The organism is Crateriforma spongiae (genome assembly GCF_012290005.1).
GTDB lineage: Bacteria > Planctomycetota > Planctomycetia > Pirellulales > Pirellulaceae > Crateriforma > Crateriforma spongiae.
Genome location: NZ_JAAXMS010000001.1, coordinates 521,110 through 537,752, shown reverse-complemented (window position 1 = coordinate 537,752; position 16,643 = coordinate 521,110). Strand labels below are relative to the sequence as shown.

At 57.6% G+C, this 16,643-nt stretch carries 11 protein-coding genes; 3 read left to right on the top strand and 8 right to left on the bottom strand.

The features are described 5' to 3' along the window. Nucleotides 1–179: 179 nt before the first annotated feature. The 8 genes from HFP54_RS01995 to polA form a co-directional block, all read right to left on the bottom strand. On the bottom strand, nt 180–1,364 hold the full coding sequence (locus HFP54_RS01995) for a cadherin repeat domain-containing protein (RefSeq protein WP_146412082.1): 1,185 nt from the start codon (nt 1,362–1,364) through the stop codon (nt 180–182). Then, nucleotides 1,361–2,956: a type IV pilus biogenesis protein PilM gene (locus HFP54_RS01990; RefSeq protein WP_146412080.1), complete on the bottom strand. Its 1,596-nt coding sequence runs from the start codon at nt 2,954–2,956 to the stop codon at nt 1,361–1,363. Before HFP54_RS01990 ends, HFP54_RS01995 begins: the two co-directional genes overlap by 4 nt. Before the next feature lie 126 nt (nt 2,957–3,082). Further along, nucleotides 3,083–4,807: a type II secretion system minor pseudopilin gene (locus HFP54_RS01985; protein WP_168563868.1), complete on the bottom strand. Its 1,725-nt coding sequence runs from the start codon at nt 4,805–4,807 to the stop codon at nt 3,083–3,085. After that, entirely contained in the window at nt 4,804–5,811 is a 1,008-nt protein-coding gene (locus tag HFP54_RS01980; protein ID WP_168563867.1) for a prepilin-type cleavage/methylation domain-containing protein, read from the bottom strand. The genes HFP54_RS01985 and HFP54_RS01980 overlap by 4 nt, the downstream gene beginning before the upstream one ends. Beyond that, nucleotides 5,811–6,284: a type II secretion system protein gene (locus HFP54_RS01975; protein ID WP_146412074.1), complete on the bottom strand. Its 474-nt coding sequence runs from the start codon at nt 6,282–6,284 to the stop codon at nt 5,811–5,813. Before HFP54_RS01975 ends, HFP54_RS01980 begins: the two co-directional genes overlap by 1 nt. Before the next feature lie 4 nt (nt 6,285–6,288). Beyond that, nucleotides 6,289–6,927: a prepilin-type N-terminal cleavage/methylation domain-containing protein gene (locus tag HFP54_RS01970; RefSeq protein ID WP_206035956.1), complete on the bottom strand. Its 639-nt coding sequence runs from the start codon at nt 6,925–6,927 to the stop codon at nt 6,289–6,291. Nucleotides 6,928–6,990: 63 nt separating this feature from the next. Further along, nucleotides 6,991–7,440 carry a type II secretion system protein GspG gene (locus tag HFP54_RS01965; protein WP_197136237.1) on the bottom strand — a complete coding sequence of 150 codons (450 nt, stop codon included), beginning with the start codon at nt 7,438–7,440 and terminating at the stop codon, nt 6,991–6,993. A 183-nt stretch (nt 7,441–7,623) separates the two neighbouring features. Next, nucleotides 7,624–10,749 (bottom strand): DNA polymerase I, encoded by a 3,126-nt coding sequence (polA, locus tag HFP54_RS01960; protein ID WP_235951184.1) that lies wholly within the window; start codon nt 10,747–10,749, stop codon nt 7,624–7,626. A gap of 237 nt (nt 10,750–10,986) precedes the next feature. Here polA and HFP54_RS01955 point away from each other — a divergent pair, with 237 nt between their 5' ends. The 3 genes from HFP54_RS01955 to HFP54_RS01945 all read left to right on the top strand — a co-directional run bounded on the left by HFP54_RS01955 (nt 10,987) and on the right by HFP54_RS01945 (nt 16,619). After that, nucleotides 10,987–12,498, top strand: a complete 1,512-nt coding sequence (locus HFP54_RS01955) for a hypothetical protein (RefSeq protein ID WP_168563865.1) — start codon at nt 10,987–10,989, stop codon at nt 12,496–12,498. Between the two features lie 312 nt (nt 12,499–12,810). Next, nucleotides 12,811–15,216 (top strand): DUF1588 domain-containing protein, encoded by a 2,406-nt coding sequence (locus HFP54_RS01950; RefSeq protein WP_168563864.1) that lies wholly within the window; start codon nt 12,811–12,813, stop codon nt 15,214–15,216. Further along, nucleotides 15,216–16,619, top strand: a complete 1,404-nt coding sequence (locus HFP54_RS01945) for a DUF1552 domain-containing protein (protein ID WP_231604563.1) — start codon at nt 15,216–15,218, stop codon at nt 16,617–16,619. The genes HFP54_RS01950 and HFP54_RS01945 overlap by 1 nt, the downstream gene beginning before the upstream one ends. Nucleotides 16,620–16,643: the final 24 nt, after the last annotated feature.

Sequence of the window (16,643 nt, the reverse complement as noted above, 5' to 3'; positions counted from 1 at the left end):
TGGGTTCGGCAGCGTTCGAAGGGGCCGCTGGCATCGGTCAGGCGTCATCAACAGGGGTGCAAGCCTAGGACGGTTCGTATCGCGGCGCAGTATAGCAACGCGTCCATCGCCCCCCAGCCCGTCACCGCCACCGTCAGCGGATCAGTGCGACAAAGGACAGAATTCCAACAGGCGGTGAATCAGTCGTCTTCTTTGGCCCGCTGGGCAACATCGCGAAGCGTGTCTTTGCCGGGGCTCAAGACGACCCGCTGGCCGTCGATTTCCAGCACCACGTATTTGCGATTCACTTCCGCCACTTCGCCCGTCACCGTTCCGATTTCGAATCGATCCCCCACGCGAAGCTTCAACGTTTTTCCGGACGTCCGAACGTTCATCCACGCTGTCCAGTCGTCACGTCCTTGAACCAAGGCCGTCAGAACCGTTTGGCTGGCGTGATCGAACTTCGGCTCGGGTTCGGGTTCCTTTTCCACCGGTGGTTCATTGACGCGAATCTTGACAAGCTGCTCGGTCGTTTGCGCGGGATAGCCCTTGTCGGTCGCGCGTACCAGCACCTCGAACTCACCCGTTTCCTTTGGTTCGAACGACAGCGTTCCCGATTGGGCATCCAATTCGACAAAGTCCGGTGCATCCTCGCCCAATTCGTACTCAATCGGATGATCTTCTTCGTCGGCAAAATTGACCCTGGCCGTACTGCGGCGTCCGACGATGCCTTCGATTTGCGAATCACCGCCGAACCGCGGCGCCTTGTTCGGTGGCTCGAAGAAGTTCCGATTCAAAATGGCCGATTCGTACGCGGTCATGTCAGGATCGACGCGCCACGACGGGGCTTCCGACACGGTGGCTTCGGCCGGCACGGTCGACAAACCGATGGCGTCCACCGCCATGGTGACACGCAGATCGCCGGTGCGTGACGGCTTGATCGTCAAGTCGGCAATTCGGTGCAGATAGTCCGTCGCATAAAAGGAATGCAACAGGCGAATGACCGTTGGCAAATCTGCTGAACCACCAACGCTGAAGCGATGGCGTGTGTACAGATCTTTCATTGGCGTCGAATTCACATGACGCACGTCGGGCGTATTGATTCCCGTTTCTTTGACCAAGTCCAACAGATACGACGAATAGCGTGCAACGGCGATCTCGCGATCACCGGGTAGCGAACGCACGCGATATTCGCCCATCTGGCGTTCGGCCATCGCGCCTTCCAACAGACGCGTGTTCAGATCCATCGACGTCTTTTGCAGGTTCGCGATCTTTGTGATGCGGTCTTGCTTGGCATTCTTGTATTGGGTGAACATCCATTGCAGGCCGACCACGACCAACAACCCACCGATTGCCATGGCAAGAAAACGTTCGCGCTGGGTCATGACGTCACCTCCTGGCCGGCATCACTGCCGCCGGCACCATCATCTGAATCTTGCGGCACCGTGTTTGATTCCGCAGGGTTTGATTCCGCAGGCGTCTGGCCGTCCGCATCACTGTTTCCAGCGGCTGATTGATTGGCTGCCGCATTCAACAGGTCTTCGAAGGCTTGATACCGTCCGGCTTGAACAAAGTCGGGGGACACCACGATGTCCTCCTTAAAGCTGTATCGATAATACGGCTGGGTGCGATCGAAAGTGGCTCCATCGCCCATCACGCTGTGCACTTGGTCGCGAATCGAATCTTCGAATTCTTCGATCAGGTCTGAATCGGTCACACCGCCACGGATGGTCATTGTGCCGCCACCAGTGCGAGTGTTGGATGCACCATGAAATTCGCGAACAATCAAGTCTTGGGCTGGCGGCATTTCTTCGGCCAATCGCTTCATCGCAGTCAACCAGTTCACATCGCCGTTCAAGAACAGATCGACTTGGCCGACTTCCGTGATACTGGTATCAGCCACCTCAACTTGTTCTTGAAGTTTTCCATTGGCCACCTGCAGTTGTTCGATCTGTTGATCCATGCTGGCGAACTGGCGATAAACCATGAAGCCCAACAGCAACACCAAAGCGACCGGAACGCCCACCATCGCGGCGATCCGCCCGCGGTTGCTTTTCGGTTCCGGGCGTTTTCGAGGCTGAAGAAAGTCCACCAACCGATCGGCATGCAATTCGTCGGCAACCAACAATCCGACCAACGGAGCCAAACGGCCGGTGTGATCGGTCAATTGGTCCGACGCGGCACGATCCAAGTCGACCAACGTGAACGGATCCAGGGTTTCGACGTCCAATCCCGTTGCCTGGGCGAGCTCCGCAACGTCTTGCTCGTGAACCTCTTTGCGTCCCCAAAGGACAACGCGACGTTGGTCCGACGAAGCGCCGCATGCCAGCAGGCTTCGCTTCAATTCGCCGGCCAGCGATTTTGAACGAGCCGCTGCTTCGGCAGGCAGCCGCACGGTTCGCACAAAGATCACGCTGCCGCTGTCGGCGATCACGATTTCCGCTTCGTCTCGCAACAAGTCGACCAAGATCACTTGGCCTTCACCGCGTCCCGATGGCCCCGCGGCTAAGTACAACGCGGCACTGGCCAGCGGCCGCAACGCGATCCGCACCGGATTCAAGGTCGCTGATTCGCAAACCTCTTTGACCTCTTTCAGCTTCGAGGGCCCGATCGCCGCGGCGATCATTTCAACACCGGATTCATCCCGGTTGGTCACCAGGTAGTCGACCAGGGCACTATCGCCCGCCGAGGCAAACGATCGGATCGCTTGAAAGCGAACCATGTCGGGCAATTCTTCGTCGGGAACGGCCGGCAGTTGCAATTCACGCAATTCCGCTTTGCCGCGGCCGATGGCGACCAACGTGTCGTGCTTGGCCCACCCGCGTTGCTTGGACTGTTCGGTCAAAACCTGGTGGACGTTCTTGTCGCCCAACGGCAAAACGGCAACATCCGTCACTTTGACGCTGCTGCCGCTGCAATTGGCCGCGACCAACCGAAGTTCGCCGTCGTCCCAGTCGATTGCGATCTTTTTTGCCATTCGATTCGTCTTCGTCGGGTTCGTCTGTGTCGTGGTTCAAAAACTTGATCGGCAACCTGGCGTTGCGGATGCGGGCATCGGCACCATTGATCCTAATCGCCGATGGGTCACCGGCGGCCAGAAAACTTATTGCGTCGTCGCGGTGGCCAGCCCGCGAATGCCCAGGGTTGTCAGGTCAAATCCACGCCCCAGGTGGCTCAGGTCACGCTGGGCGACGATTTTTGGATTGACCGTCGTCGCATCGATCAACACGTCGGTGCGGTGAAAGGCACCGCTGGTTTCGTAATAGCCGACGATCTGAGCCGAATAAACGTCGCCCCCCCCGGTCAACAGCGGTTGCAATATTTTCATTTGGTCCAGTGTGATTAAACCCGCCACCATCGGCCATGTTTCGAAATGGCGATTCACATCGTCCGTTTCTTCCGCTCGGTACTCCAGAATCAGATCCACCGTTTCCGAATCCAGCAAAGGAATGCCATAAAGCAATTCCGCCGGACACTCGTTCAGATTGATCCGCCCCGGTGTGACGTAGGAATCCTGGGTCGTCAGCGCATCCATCAACAGCGGCATGTACAGGGCCATCGAAATCGGGTCTTCGGCAAACGGAGACTGATAGCTCACCGCCGAGTCGCCCTGTCCAATCGACACGGTGGATCCGATCAGGTCCAGGACTTGTCCCAACTGATTGCTGCCGCCACCGGACAAATCCAATTCGTCCAACGCCTCGGCCGCCCACGGCTGGCTGGGGCCACCACCGGCATCGTCTTCACCGGCCGTCTGCTGCGCGGTATCGGCGTCGATCCCCAAAGCCGCGTTCAGGTTTTCCACATCCGACGCCTGATCGGCCTGACCGGCGATGCGATAAGCCACGATGTAACTGGCATACGACTCATCTCCCAACGCATCCATCAGTTGGTCGTAAAGCAGTTCCAGATCGTCTTGATTCACGTTGACGCGATCACTGCCATCTTCACGACGGTTCGATTCAGCGCCGTGAACCGTCAAGTAGGCAGCCCAACCGAGCGCCCCGGCTGTTTCGATCCCCACACCAAAACGCTGCTGTTCGTCGGCATCCAAAACGCCGTTTCGATTCGCGTCGGCCCCGAACAACAAAGTGGGTGTGACCCCACGAATCAGCAGAAGTTCCTCCACCGACTGCAACGGACCGTTGGCGGCGTCGTAGGGCGTGGCCAAAGTGTTGTAGTACTCCGATTCAACGCCTAGTTCGCGGGCCTCATCGTCTTCATCGATCCAGTCCAGGATGGCTTCGGCGACATCCTCGGTCATGCCGGGCAATGCCATCAGCAGGTTCACGGCGATACTGTCCGAAAGGACTTCGGTCGATGAATCATCCACCGGCACCAACGCCATGATCGCGTCGCTGTATTGATCCAAAATCGGCAGAGTGTTGACATTCAGCTTGGCCGATTCGTCACGCAAACCGAATCGTATCCCGCCGTAACGCCCCGTTTCGTCTAAATCGGTTGCGATCACCGAAAAATTGGACGCCGTCGTTCCATCCGCTCCGGTGGACACCGTGATCGCTTGGAACATGTTGGGATTGTTGTAGATTCCGCCGAAATCCGGCCGAGTTTCCTTGGGTTGTGCCAATAGTAAACGAATCGCTTCGATGGCTGATTCGGTATTCACCCGAGTCTGCACAATGTCAGCCGACAAGTATGCCGAATCGTCGTAGGCGACCATCAACTCGGTAAACGAATAACAGGCCAGCGTTGCCACGGTCACCACGATCAACGCCAACACCAAAAAGAAAGCGGGGCGTTTGGCCGTGGACGCTTTTGGATACCGATTGATGGATTCGGTCGGCCCGTCGTTCGATCCGGCGATCATAGCGTCGTCTCCATCAACAGGTCTTCTTCCTCTTCCTCAATCGGCTTGGCCATCGGCAGACGAATGACGTGCTGGAACATCTGAGGCTCATCGGTGGCGGCGACCGCCGCATCGGTGGTTTCGGTTGCCAATGCCAGCGTGACGCGGATCGCCAGCGGCAATTCACCCATTTCGTCACTGCTCCATTCAATCTGCCACATGAAGCCGTCCCAGTATTCGAACTGCAGCGATTGAATTTCCGGGGCAATCAAATCGCCGGTCGCGTTCAGCCCACTGACACCGCCGGAAAGCATCGCATAGGACGACGCCGCGCGGTCCAGACTTCGTCGCACCAGTCCGCCGCCGGCGGTTTCGTCTTGTTCAACGAAGTCCTGAACCAACTCGTTCAAATCATCGCTGACGCCGCTGACCGTGCCCGGAGCTTGGATGAAATAGGCGACCGTTTTGATGTCGCTGGGTACGTCATCCAGGTCGCTGGGCGAACTGTCCAGCATCTGGACATATTCCTCCAATCGAGGCAGACGGCTGACATCAAACTGGATCTGGCCTTGGTTGCCGATCAGCCCCGGCGTCTCCAAGACCGCTGTCCCGATCGCCAAGTCTGTCGATGCCAGTGATTCATCGGTCAACAACGACGTGTCGTCGGTCAGCAATGCGTCATCGGATTCCGCTTCACCGGTTCCGCCTGCCGCGGCCGCCGACGCATCACCGCCGGCAAAGGCGGCCATCAGACTTTCCAAACCGGCGGTATCGGCCGGTTCCGGATGGACCACGCATCGCAAATCATCTTCGATCATTTGCATGATCGCGGTGACCAGCTGAATCTGGCGGACTTCTTCGTCGGCCACGTTCATGTCGCGGGCGTAAAACTGGATCGCGAAGCCGACCAAGCCCATCAGAAGGACCGAAAGCGACAACGACAGCAACGCTTCCAGCAATGTGAAAGCGGCTCGATCCGACGGCCGCGATAGGGCAGCCGCACTCCGGTGCAAACACTCGTTCATCAAATGCCTCCGGCCGAATCAGTTGCCCCAGCGGCGGCTTCCTCGCGTGCCAACTCCGCCTCTTCTTCCGCTTCGGCCAGCCCCAGCGCGGGATCGACCATCCAGCGATCAAGTACGTACAACGCGGTGGATGGTCCACCCGCCGGATCGACGGCTTCGACGGTCACTCGAATCGCCAACAAGCCGTCCAATTGCCCAGGCTGAACTTCGACCGAATACATGAACGTGGTCAGCGATGTCGAATCGAACGCTTCCATCGGTGACGACGGCACGCTGACGGGTGTCACCAGATAATCCAACAGGATTTCTGACATCTTTCGTTGGGCCAGCAAACGCGCCATCGCCAAGTCACGAGCTTCCCGCGCCGCATCGGCACCAGTACCGGCGATCTGTGACAACACCGCCAGGGAACCGCCCAGGATGGCCAGTGCCAGAACCAATTCCAACAAAGAAATGCCATGCCGCCTCTGCATTGGTTCAACCCTCCGACGTGACAGCGGTTGAAACAATCGCGACTTCGCCCGTGATCCCACGGATCATCACCAGCTTGCCTTCACCGATAGCGTTCTGCAGCTGAATCGCCGCGGTACTGGTCGTCCCGTCGGGGTAGAACAAAATCGGCGACGCGGTGTCCCCGATCGGTTCGTCCATCACGGCGGTGTCGGAAGCGGCGTCTTGAACCACTTGCATTGAACGTACGGTCGACGCCACCGTGACTCCGCCAAAGGTGACGTTGTCCGGCAGCGTGAATTCCTTCACCGGAATCTCGTCGGTCTGAACCGGCATCGCCATCGCCTGATCGGCACCGGTCAAAAGGGCCGAACTGCCGGGATTAATCTCGGCGGTTTCCGTGGCGTCGGAAAGCGAGTTGTACGCGCGAACGCGAAAGTCACCCGTTTCCGGTACGACTTCCATCATCAACACCTTTCCCTGACGCATCGCATCAACGCGGGTCCGCGTCATTTCGATCCGCATTTGATCCGCTGCACGCTCCAACCGGCTGCCGCTAAGCAGAACATCCAGCTGGGGAAGGGCGACCGCCGCCACGGCGGTCAAAACCGCCAGGGTCAACAGCATTTCCAGCAATGTGAACGCGCGAGTGGCCGGTCGATCCATGCACCGTAGATCGGCAAAATGCGGAGACATCGGTTCCTCGCGACATAAGAATCAAGCGTCGGATCAGGAACCGGTGACCGTCAAATCGTCTTCCGTGTTCATTTGTCCGTCGCTGCCACCGCTACGCAGCTCGTATTCATTTCCGTTCAGCTTGTAAACAATTTCCTTGCCCCAAGCGTCCGCGGGAACTTCGTCCAAAATCGACTTACCCCACTTCGCTTTCTGGGCGGAATCACTGGGGCCTTCGACCAAGTTGTCCAGCGTTTCGGGCAACGTGTTCATGCGAATCCGATACATCTCAATCGCTTGATCCAACGCATTCAGTTGGGTGATCGTCGCGTTTCGGTTTGCATCGTCACCGGCACTAGACAAGTTCACCACGGCGATGCCGCCGACGACGACCAAAATCGAAAGCACCAGCAACAGTTCCAGCAGAGTGAAACCGGATCGACGGCGTTGCGATCGGTCGCCAAGGCGTCGGCGAGGGGCAGAACGGAGGCCAGGGTGATTCATGATCATTCGAAAAATTGGGGATGTCTTGACGTATCTGGCCCGTCATTCGAGGCCAGGAAAAGGGGCGAAAACCAGTTCAAATCGCGTCTGCGAGGACGGCGTTGATACCCGCCGCACCCTTATTGTAACCACGGCAATCGACTCAGGTTCCGCCCGAAAAGCAAGCGTGGACCGTCGCTGTCATTATGTATCCGCCCACGTCTTGCCGAAGGCGACGTCGACCTGCAGCGGAACATCCAACTGGACGACCCCGGTCATCGATTGTTCGACCAGATCCTGCAATTCTTGGCGATCGTCCTGGTGGACCTCGAACAATAATTCGTCGTGGATTTGCAGCAGCATACGTGCCCGTAAAGCCGACGAACCAAGCCGCGAATGCACCTTCAACATCGCCAGTTTGATCAAATCGGCGGCTGAACCCTGGATCGGGGTATTCACCGCAATGCGTTCCGGTTCCGTCAGGCTTCGCCGCTTAGCCGGGTCCAACTTGGCGATATCGCGGACACCCTGAACGTCGCGTCGACGCCCCAGCATGGTGGTCACATAGCCGTTGTTTCGGCAATCGATCAGCGTCTGCGTCATGAATCTTTCGACGCCTTGGTACCGCTGAAAATACAGTTCGATGTAATCGCGAGCCTCGTCCTTGCTGATGCCCAGCGTTTTCGCCAACCCGAACGGGCTTTGTCCGTAGACGATGCCGAAGTTGATCGTTTTGGCGATCCGACGCAAATCCGACGTGACGTCCGATTCCGCAATCTCGTTGACTTCCGCGGCGACCCGCGTGTGGATATCGGCGCCGTCGTGATAGGCCGCAATCAAAGCGGGATCGCCGCTGTAGTGGGCCAGCACCCGCAATTCAATTTGTGAATAGTCCGCTCCCAACAACAACCAGTTTTCATCCCCGGCGGTAAAGGCACCGCGGATCGCCCGCCCCTGGGCGGTACGGATGGGGATATTCTGCAGATTCGGTTCGCTGCTGCTCAGCCGACCCGTTGCGGCGACATCTTGGCGAAACGACGTGTGGATCCGACCGGTTTTTTCGCAGATCAAATTCGGCAAGGCGTCGATGTACGTGTTCTTCAACTTCGTCAGCTGGCGATACTCCAGCACCTTGGCGGGCAACTCATGATTCACCGCCAATTCCTCCAACACCGATGCATCGGTGCTGAATCCCGTTTTCGTTTTCTTGATGACGGGCAACTTCATTTCGACGAACAAGATCTCGCTCAGTTGCTTTGGACTGTCCACGTTGAAAGGACGCGGTGACATGTCCATGATCTGCTGGTGCAGTTGTTCGATCTGCGCTGCAAACTGGTCGCTCATCCGACGCAGGTATTCCGCATCGACCGTGATGCCGTTGAACTCCATTTCCGCCAAGACGTCGATTAGCGGTATCTCCACGTCGGCAAACAAGTCGTTCAAGTCGGCCTGTTTCAGTTGATCCGAAATGGTGTCGGCGATACGTATCGGAACGTCCACGTCTTCACAGGCATAATCGGACACCCGGGTCACGTCGACTTGGTCCATCCGGATCTGTTTTTTGCCGGTTCCGATCAGTTCCTTGATCGACGTCGTTTGATGGTTCAAATAACGACGCGCCAAGTCGTCCAGTGTGTGATTGCGACCGCCCGGGTTCAACAAATAGTCCGCGACCATGGTGTCCACGGCGATCCCGCGAACGTTCAACCCGATGCCTCGCAACACCACCACGTCGTATTTCAGGTTCTGGCCAATCTTTCGAATCGATTCCGATTCGACCACCGGTTTCAAGTGCTCCGCGACGACCGCAGGATCCAGAACTTGCTGACCCTCCGGTGCAAGCACTGGAATGTAGGCCGCTTGACCGGGTTGCCAGGCAATGGAAATGCCCACCAAATCGCTGGCCCGCGGATTGGTTCCGGTCGTTTCGGTGTCGATCGCAATCTGTTCGCACTTGGCCAGTTGTTTGGCCAGCTTTTTCAATCCCGCGACCGTATCAATCGTTGCGTATTCGGTTTCCCAGACCGCATCGGGCGTCGTCGTCGATTCGCCGTCGCCGAGTACTTCGGCGACACGGTCGGTCAGTCGTCGGAAGCCGAATTCCTTGAACAAAGCCTGAGCTCGCGGCAGATCGGCCGCTTGGCGAACGCTGTAAGACCATGGAATGGGCGAATCCACATCACGACGCAACCGCACCAGTTCGCGACTTAACATGGCTTGCTCGCGACCGTTCTTCAAATTCTCTTTGCGTTTCTTGCCCGACACCGAATCGGCGTTGTCCAAAACGGCGTCCAGCGTGCCGAATTGCTCTAACAATTGCTGGGCCAACTTGGGGCCGATCAAGGGCACGCCCGGCACGTTGTCGACCGGATCGCCGACAAGCGATTGAAAGTCGACGACTTGATCCGGCCGGATGCCCCACAGGTCCCACAGTTCGGCCGCGTCGATTTCCTTGTCTTTGCGGATGTTGTAGACCGACACGGAATCGCTGATTAATTGCCGGCAATCCTTGTCGCTGGTCACCACCAGACAACGCCCGCCGGCGTTTTGAACCGTTTCGGCGACGGTGGCCAACAAATCATCCGCCTCGAACCCCGACTGTTCCATGATCCCGATACCCATCGCGTCGATGGCCTGACGCAGCAGCGGAATCTGTTGCCGCAATTCGTCCGGCATGGATTCCCGATGGGCTTTGTATTGGTCGAAAAGCTGATTGCGGAACGTCACTTCGCTTTTGTCAAACGCCGCAATCAGATAGTCCGGGTGCTTTCGCGAAATCAGTTCCAACATGTCGCCGACGAAGCCATAGACCGCCGAAACGGGCAAACCACTGGTGCTGGTCATCGGCGGCAACGCGTGAAAAACCTGATAGATCAACGAGTGAGCATCCACGATGATCACAAGTTTGCCGGTCAGGTCGGGCACGGGTTCGGGCTGCGGTTCGGGCAACGGCCGTTGCAGCAAGTCGGGCAAGTGGTCGGTGGCGATCCCGGCGGCGGCCCGCCGACGCGACCTAGCATCGGTGGACTTTGCGGCGTCTGTTTTCGTGTCGGCGACCGCCGGTTCCGCTTCGCGGACGACGCCCGACTTTCCGACGCCACCGGACGCCGGACGCAAATCCCCTTCGCCAGCGGGGGCGCGACTGTTTCCTGGTTCCTGAACGCCGCTGCCGGGCTCTGGTTTACTGTTCGCCTCATCATGAAAGCCGTCGAACGTCATTTGCTGTGCCGCACGGTCGGCTTGCTTGGCCGTTGGGGCGGGGGAGGGAGCCGAATCGGCGGATCGGCGGCTGGATTTTCGCGGCATCAGGATTTCGGGGCGTCGGGGCATCGATTCGGCGACGGGGGGCATCGTCGCGACTGTCACAACCGACAAAAAGGCGGAATTCCCCCCCTTCGGTCGATCAAATTGTCAAAGCTGCCAGTAGAATACAGAAACGTTTCAAATAGTCTGTGGCTACTCATCGTGGTCGTCTTGCCCACGCTTTGAAAACTCGTCTTCCCCCGCGTCCGGACCGCGCCTCGTTTTTTTGGCTTCCGGACTGCACAGCCGACGTCTGCATCAACCATGGTCGCACGCGACGATTCCGTCATCCGAGGAAGCCTGATTGCCTCTCTGGTTATCCTCGTGCTTTCCTTTGCGCTGAATATTTTCCTGTGGCAGTGGGGCGGCAGCCAAGCCGACACCGCCGACCGCGCCAAGGAACAGCTCAGCAGCACCCAGCAAACGCTGCGTGTCCTGCAAAGCAAGGCCGATCTGATGAAGGCGATGCTGGGCGTGGGCGGTTCCACCGAAGCGGAACGGGAAGAGCTGATTCGCAGCGTTGGCGGCGAAGAAGACATGCAGGCGATCATCGCCCAGTACCAAACGGACATGGCCTATTTCGGCCAAGAGGTCGCTCCGCAGGACCAAAACTATCCCAAGCTGCCTGAATTCCTGGTCAGCTCCATCCGTTCGAACAACGAAATACTGGCCAAAGCACGCCAAGACGTCGACAAAGCTCAAGAAAATGCTAAACGGGACGTCGACAACGCCCGCTCGGCTCAAAAGGTCGCCGAAGACGCTGCGGAAAAAGCCGCCAATGACTTGGCCGACGCCCAGCAAAAATTCGCCGAAGAACGCAAGGCGATGAAAGCACAAACCGAGGCAACGGCCGACAAACTGACCAAGAAAAGCCGCGAATTGCTGGCCGCGACCGATGCCGCGAAGGTCGCGGAAGACGAATTCAACAAAAAGGTCGCCCAGCTGACGGCGACCATCGAAAGCCAACGTCAAGAATTGAACCGGCTTCGTAGCGACCGGTTCGAATCGTTCCAAGGCGAAGTCACGTCCGTTCGCGGTCGCAACGGCGGAAACGTTGTGATGATCAACTTGGGTGCCGCCGATCAACTGCGTCCCAACGTGACCTTCGGCGTGCTGGACGGCGACGCGACCCGACCCGAGGAAGCGGACGTCAAAGCAACCATCCGTGTGACCCGCATCCGTGATTCTCACCTGGCCAGCGCCAACGTCGTATCACGGGCCGGCATCGCTTCACCCATCGTCGAAGGCGACAAGATTTACAGTCCTTTCTGGGCCCCCGGACGAAACGTCAAAATCGCTTTGGTCGGCGACATCGACATCGATGGCGACGGCGAACCGGATAACGAAGCGGTCAAGGCACAGATTCGTGCCGCGGGTGCCGAAGTCGTCGAAACCCAGGTCGTCAACGGCCAAGTCAAGAACTTGGACAACAGCGTTCGATTCCTGGTCGAAGGCACCCGAACGGAATTGGGCGATGTGAACGCCGACCTTGCCGACGTCCAAGAGATGAATAACGAAAAGGTCCAGCAGCTGGAAAATGAAGGCATCCTGATCGCCGCAGCCCAGGAAATGGGGGTCACCGTGATCCCGGCTTGGAAGCTGAACGCTTACCTGCGGACGATCGATGATTCGCTGACCACGCCGCTGGGCTCGGCGGCTCGTGGCTCCGATTTCCAGCCGGAAACGAACACGTTCCAGACCCGTTCACTGCCGTCGATTTACAAGCAACAGGAAGAAGCACTTGAACGCGGCAATCAAGTCCGCATCCGCCCCTGATTCGTGGCCCGTCTCGTCGATCGACGCCCCCCGAAAGACGCCCACAAGGTAAACAAAAATTCACTGATCGTGCGGCCTGTGGTCGCACTATCATGACAGTGCCCTCGAATCACCACGATTCCAGGACACAAACCACCCCACACGCCGATGTTGCCCTAACGTCCGGTGGCCAGATTGCCCACTTTTATGGGTGACTGACCGAGCCGTCACGCCAAGGTCCCACCTTTGCATCCGCGTTTTTGACTTGCCCAAGACGTTTCGTCCCCTCGTCGTGGATGATCCGTTGCCAAGCGGTCGAAGAACCCACCTGCCATGAACTTCCCGCCAACAAAACTGGCCGCCGCATGGTTATGCGGAGGCTGGATCGGCTTCATCCTGCTCGGTGCCACCAGCGTTACCGCCGATGAAGGTTCGCGTCTGGATCTGTCGCCTTTGCAGGAAAAGGGCCGCAAGATCTACCAATCGCAATGCGCCGATTGTCATGGAGCGGCCGGGCAAGGCAACGAGGACTATTACCCGGATCCGCTGGTCGGAGACGATTCCTCCGGTCAACTGGCTGAACTGATCGCCGACACCATGCCGGAAGGCGAACCGGAGCTGTGCGAAGGCGACGATGCCTTGGCCGTAGCTCAATACATCTACGACGCCTTTTACAGCGAAGCCGCCCAAATCCGAAATCGGCCGCCCAGGCAACGGCTTCAACGATTGACGGCCAACCAGTTGCGTCAGTCCTTTGCCGATCTGTACGCAACCGTCGAAGGGCTGCCGGGATCGATCGACAAGTATGGTTTGAAGGCCCAGTATTTCGACGGCGACCGCTGGAAAAAGGAAAAACTGAAGATCGAACGCGTCGATCCGTTCCTGGATTTTGATTTCGATCGACAGTCTCCCGGCGAAGGCATTTCTGCCGAAGCCTTCTACATCCAATGGAACGGTGGCCTGAAAGTCGACCAAACCGGTCGCTATGAATTGGTCGTCAACAGCACGTTGTCGATGATCATGGACTTCGGCAGCCATGGCGATCGACTGATCGACAACCACGTCCAGTCCGGTGACAAAACAGAATTTCGTCGCTCGGTTTGGTTGGATGCCGGACGAATCTATCCGCTTCAGATCCAATTCATCCAACGCAAACGCAAAACAGAACTTCCCCCGGCGCGTATTCGATTGGCCTGGGTGCCGCCGGGCGACGTCGAACACACGATTCCGACACGAAACCTGGTGGCTGATTGGGTTCCATCGATGCGATCGATCCAGGCCCCATTGCCGCCGGATGATCGCAGCTACGGCTACGAGCGAGGACTTTCGGTCGATCCTGCTTGGGAATCCAGCACCACCGATGTGGCTTTGGAATTTGCCACGCTGGTGCACGATGAGCTTTTGCCACGCTATCGTCGCGACAAGAAGCATCGCAAGTTGGAAAAACGACAAGCGATGAAGAAGTTGTTGGCCGACATCGTCTCCCGCGCTTTTCGAAGCCCGTTGTCCGATGCCGACCAAGATCGCTACATCGACCAGCCGCTTCAGACCACCGAAAGCGACTTGGACGCGATCAAACGAGTCATGTTGATGGTCCTAAAGTCGCCAAGGTTCTTGTATCCGACGCTGGACATTCAGGCATCGCCGTCGCGACAAACGCTGAACCGATTGTCGCTGATTCTGCACGATTCACTGCCCACTGAATCGTGGCAAATTGACGAAGCCGATCAAGGCAAAATACAGACGGTGGAAGAGGTTCGCCGGCATGCGCGTCGACTGTTTGACGACCATCGAACTCGGGCCAAGCTTCGTGATTTTTATGCAGGCTGGCTCAACTTGGATCGATTGCACGACTTGAACAAAGATCCAGAGCGGTTTCCAGGGTTTACACCGGAGATTGCTGCGGATGTTCGGCGATCATTGATGTGGACGTTGAATGACGTGGCCGGCGACAACGATTTGACTTTCCAAGACTTGTTCACGACGCGTCACACGCTGACCTCCGCTTTGTTGGGTGATTACTACGGCGACGGATTCGCTCCCATCGCCAAGGCCGACAGTGAATCATCCGAAAACCAGAGCGACGGCACGAACGATCGCGTCGGTTTGATCGTCGATCAGCCGGCCCACTTGGTCCGATCTGTGGATTCAGACGATCGGTATGGGTTGTTGAATCATCCGTACTTGATGGGCGGCTTGGCCTATCACGACGCAACGTCACCGATTCATCGCGGCGTTTTCTTGATTCGATACATGCTGGGGCGAACCCTGCGGCCGCCCAATGCCGCCTTTGCTCCGCTTAGCATTGATTTGCATCCAGATTTGACAACACGACAACGTGTCGAACTGCAGACCGGCGAAGTCAGTTGCCAGGTCTGTCACTCGAAAATCAACGGTCTGGGATTCACGCTGGAAAACTATGACCCGACCGGTCGCTTTCGCGAACTCGATGCGGGGCAAACCGTCGATGCGTCGGGCGGATACGAAAGCCGCAGTGGTGAATCGCAGTCGTTCCGCGGCGCCGACGAATTGGCCCAGTATTTGGCCAACGGACCCGATTCTCGCCGTGGTTTCATTCACCGTCTGTTTCAGCATTTCGTCAAACAGCCCCCGGCCGCCTACGGACCGGGTACGCTGGACCGTCTGGAACAGTACTTCGCAGAACACGATTTCAACGTTCGCGAACTCGTCATCGAGATCGCAACCATTGCCGCTACTGATGCCCTGGAGGAAAGCTGATGACCGAGCCTATGCAACTGCGTGATCGCACCACGCGTGGTTCCAAACGATTCGGCCGCAGTCGACGTGAATTCTTGCGGACCCTGGGGATCAGCGCCGCCGCCGCGCCGTTTGCTCTGTCGCTGCCCAGTCTAGGTTGGGCGGGCAGCAACGTCGCCAAGCCGAAGAAGCGAATCGTCTTCGTGTTCAGCCCCAACGGCGTGATCCCCAAGCATTTCTGGCCCGACAACACGGGTGCGGACTACGACGTCAAACGAATTTTGGAACCACTGGCGGGCTTCCAATCGCGAATGACCACACTGCATGGCGTCAACAACCAGATCCGGGGTGACGGTGACGGGCACATGCGCGGCATCGGTTGTCTGTTGACCGGGATCGAATTGTTTCCCGGTGATGTCCAAGGCGGAAGCGATACCCCGGCCGGCTGGTCGATGGGCATTTCAGTTGACCAAAAGATCAAGAACCATCTTCAGGCGAACGAACAAACGCGGACCCGTTACGGGTCGCTGGAATTCGGCGTCATGGTTCCCGATCGCGCGGACACCTGGACACGCCTTTCCTACGCGGGACCGAATCAGCCGGTCGCACCGATCGACAACCCGTACCAAATGTTCGATCGCCTGTATGGCAAGACACATGATCGCGAGCTATTGGGCAGTGTTTTGGATGGCGTCGTCGATGATTTGCGACGGTTGAAGAAGGTCGTCAGCAGCGAGGATTATCAACTGCTGGAAGACCACTTGGCGATGGTCCGCAAAGTCGAATCCGACCTGAAGATTGAACGCGAATCGATCCAGCGTTCGTCGGAACTGGAGACCAAGGATTTGGGACATGCGGTTCCCGAATTGACGCCGAATGTCGAGGAAGAAAACGACAACATGCCGGAAATCACTCGGATGCAGATCGAACTGCTGACCAGTGCTTTCCGATCCGATTTCGCCCGTGTCGCGACGTTCCAAATCACCAACAGCGTGGGGAATCCCAAGATGCGTTGGCTGGACATCGATGAAAGCCACCATTCACTGTCCCATGAACCGGACAGCAACGCCGAAGCGTATGAAAAACTGATTCGCATCAACACTTGGTACGCAGAACAGGTCGCGGCGTTGGCGAAACGGCTGGACGAAACGCCGGAACCCGGTGCCGATGGTTCGATGTTGGATCACACCACGATCGTGTGGACGAACGAACTGGGTAAAGGAAATTCGCACACTCGCAATAACATTCCGTTTGTCTTTGTCGGCGATGGGCTTGGTTTCAAGACCGGCCAGGCGATGGACTTCGGCGGCGTTCCACACAATCGCTTGCTGATGAGCTTCTTGCAGGCGTTTGATTGTCCCCAAGAATCGTTCGGCAACCCCGATTTTTGTGGCGACGGCGTGTTGAACGATCTGTTCGTTTGATACCGCGTCGTAATCTGGCAGGAA

Coding starts and splice junctions, on each gene's coding strand:
- HFP54_RS01995 (WP_146412082.1), bottom strand. CDS start 1,364: ATGACCCAGCGCGAACGTTTTCTTGCCATGGCAATCGGTGGGTTGTTG.
- HFP54_RS01990 (WP_146412080.1), bottom strand. CDS start 2,956: ATGGCAAAAAAGATCGCAATCGACTGGGACGACGGCGAACTTCGGTTG.
- HFP54_RS01985 (WP_168563868.1), bottom strand. CDS start 4,807: ATGATCGCCGGATCGAACGACGGGCCGACCGAATCCATCAATCGGTAT.
- HFP54_RS01980 (WP_168563867.1), bottom strand. CDS start 5,811: ATGAACGAGTGTTTGCACCGGAGTGCGGCTGCCCTATCGCGGCCGTCG.
- HFP54_RS01975 (WP_146412074.1), bottom strand. CDS start 6,284: ATGCAGAGGCGGCATGGCATTTCTTTGTTGGAATTGGTTCTGGCACTG.
- HFP54_RS01970 (WP_206035956.1), bottom strand. CDS start 6,927: ATGGATCGACCGGCCACTCGCGCGTTCACATTGCTGGAAATGCTGTTG.
- HFP54_RS01965 (WP_197136237.1), bottom strand. CDS start 7,440: ATGAATCACCCTGGCCTCCGTTCTGCCCCTCGCCGACGCCTTGGCGAC.
- polA (WP_235951184.1), bottom strand. CDS start 10,749: ATGCCCCGACGCCCCGAAATCCTGATGCCGCGAAAATCCAGCCGCCGA.
- HFP54_RS01955 (WP_168563865.1), top strand. CDS start 10,987: ATGGTCGCACGCGACGATTCCGTCATCCGAGGAAGCCTGATTGCCTCT.
- HFP54_RS01950 (WP_168563864.1), top strand. CDS start 12,811: ATGAACTTCCCGCCAACAAAACTGGCCGCCGCATGGTTATGCGGAGGC.
- HFP54_RS01945 (WP_231604563.1), top strand. CDS start 15,216: ATGACCGAGCCTATGCAACTGCGTGATCGCACCACGCGTGGTTCCAAA.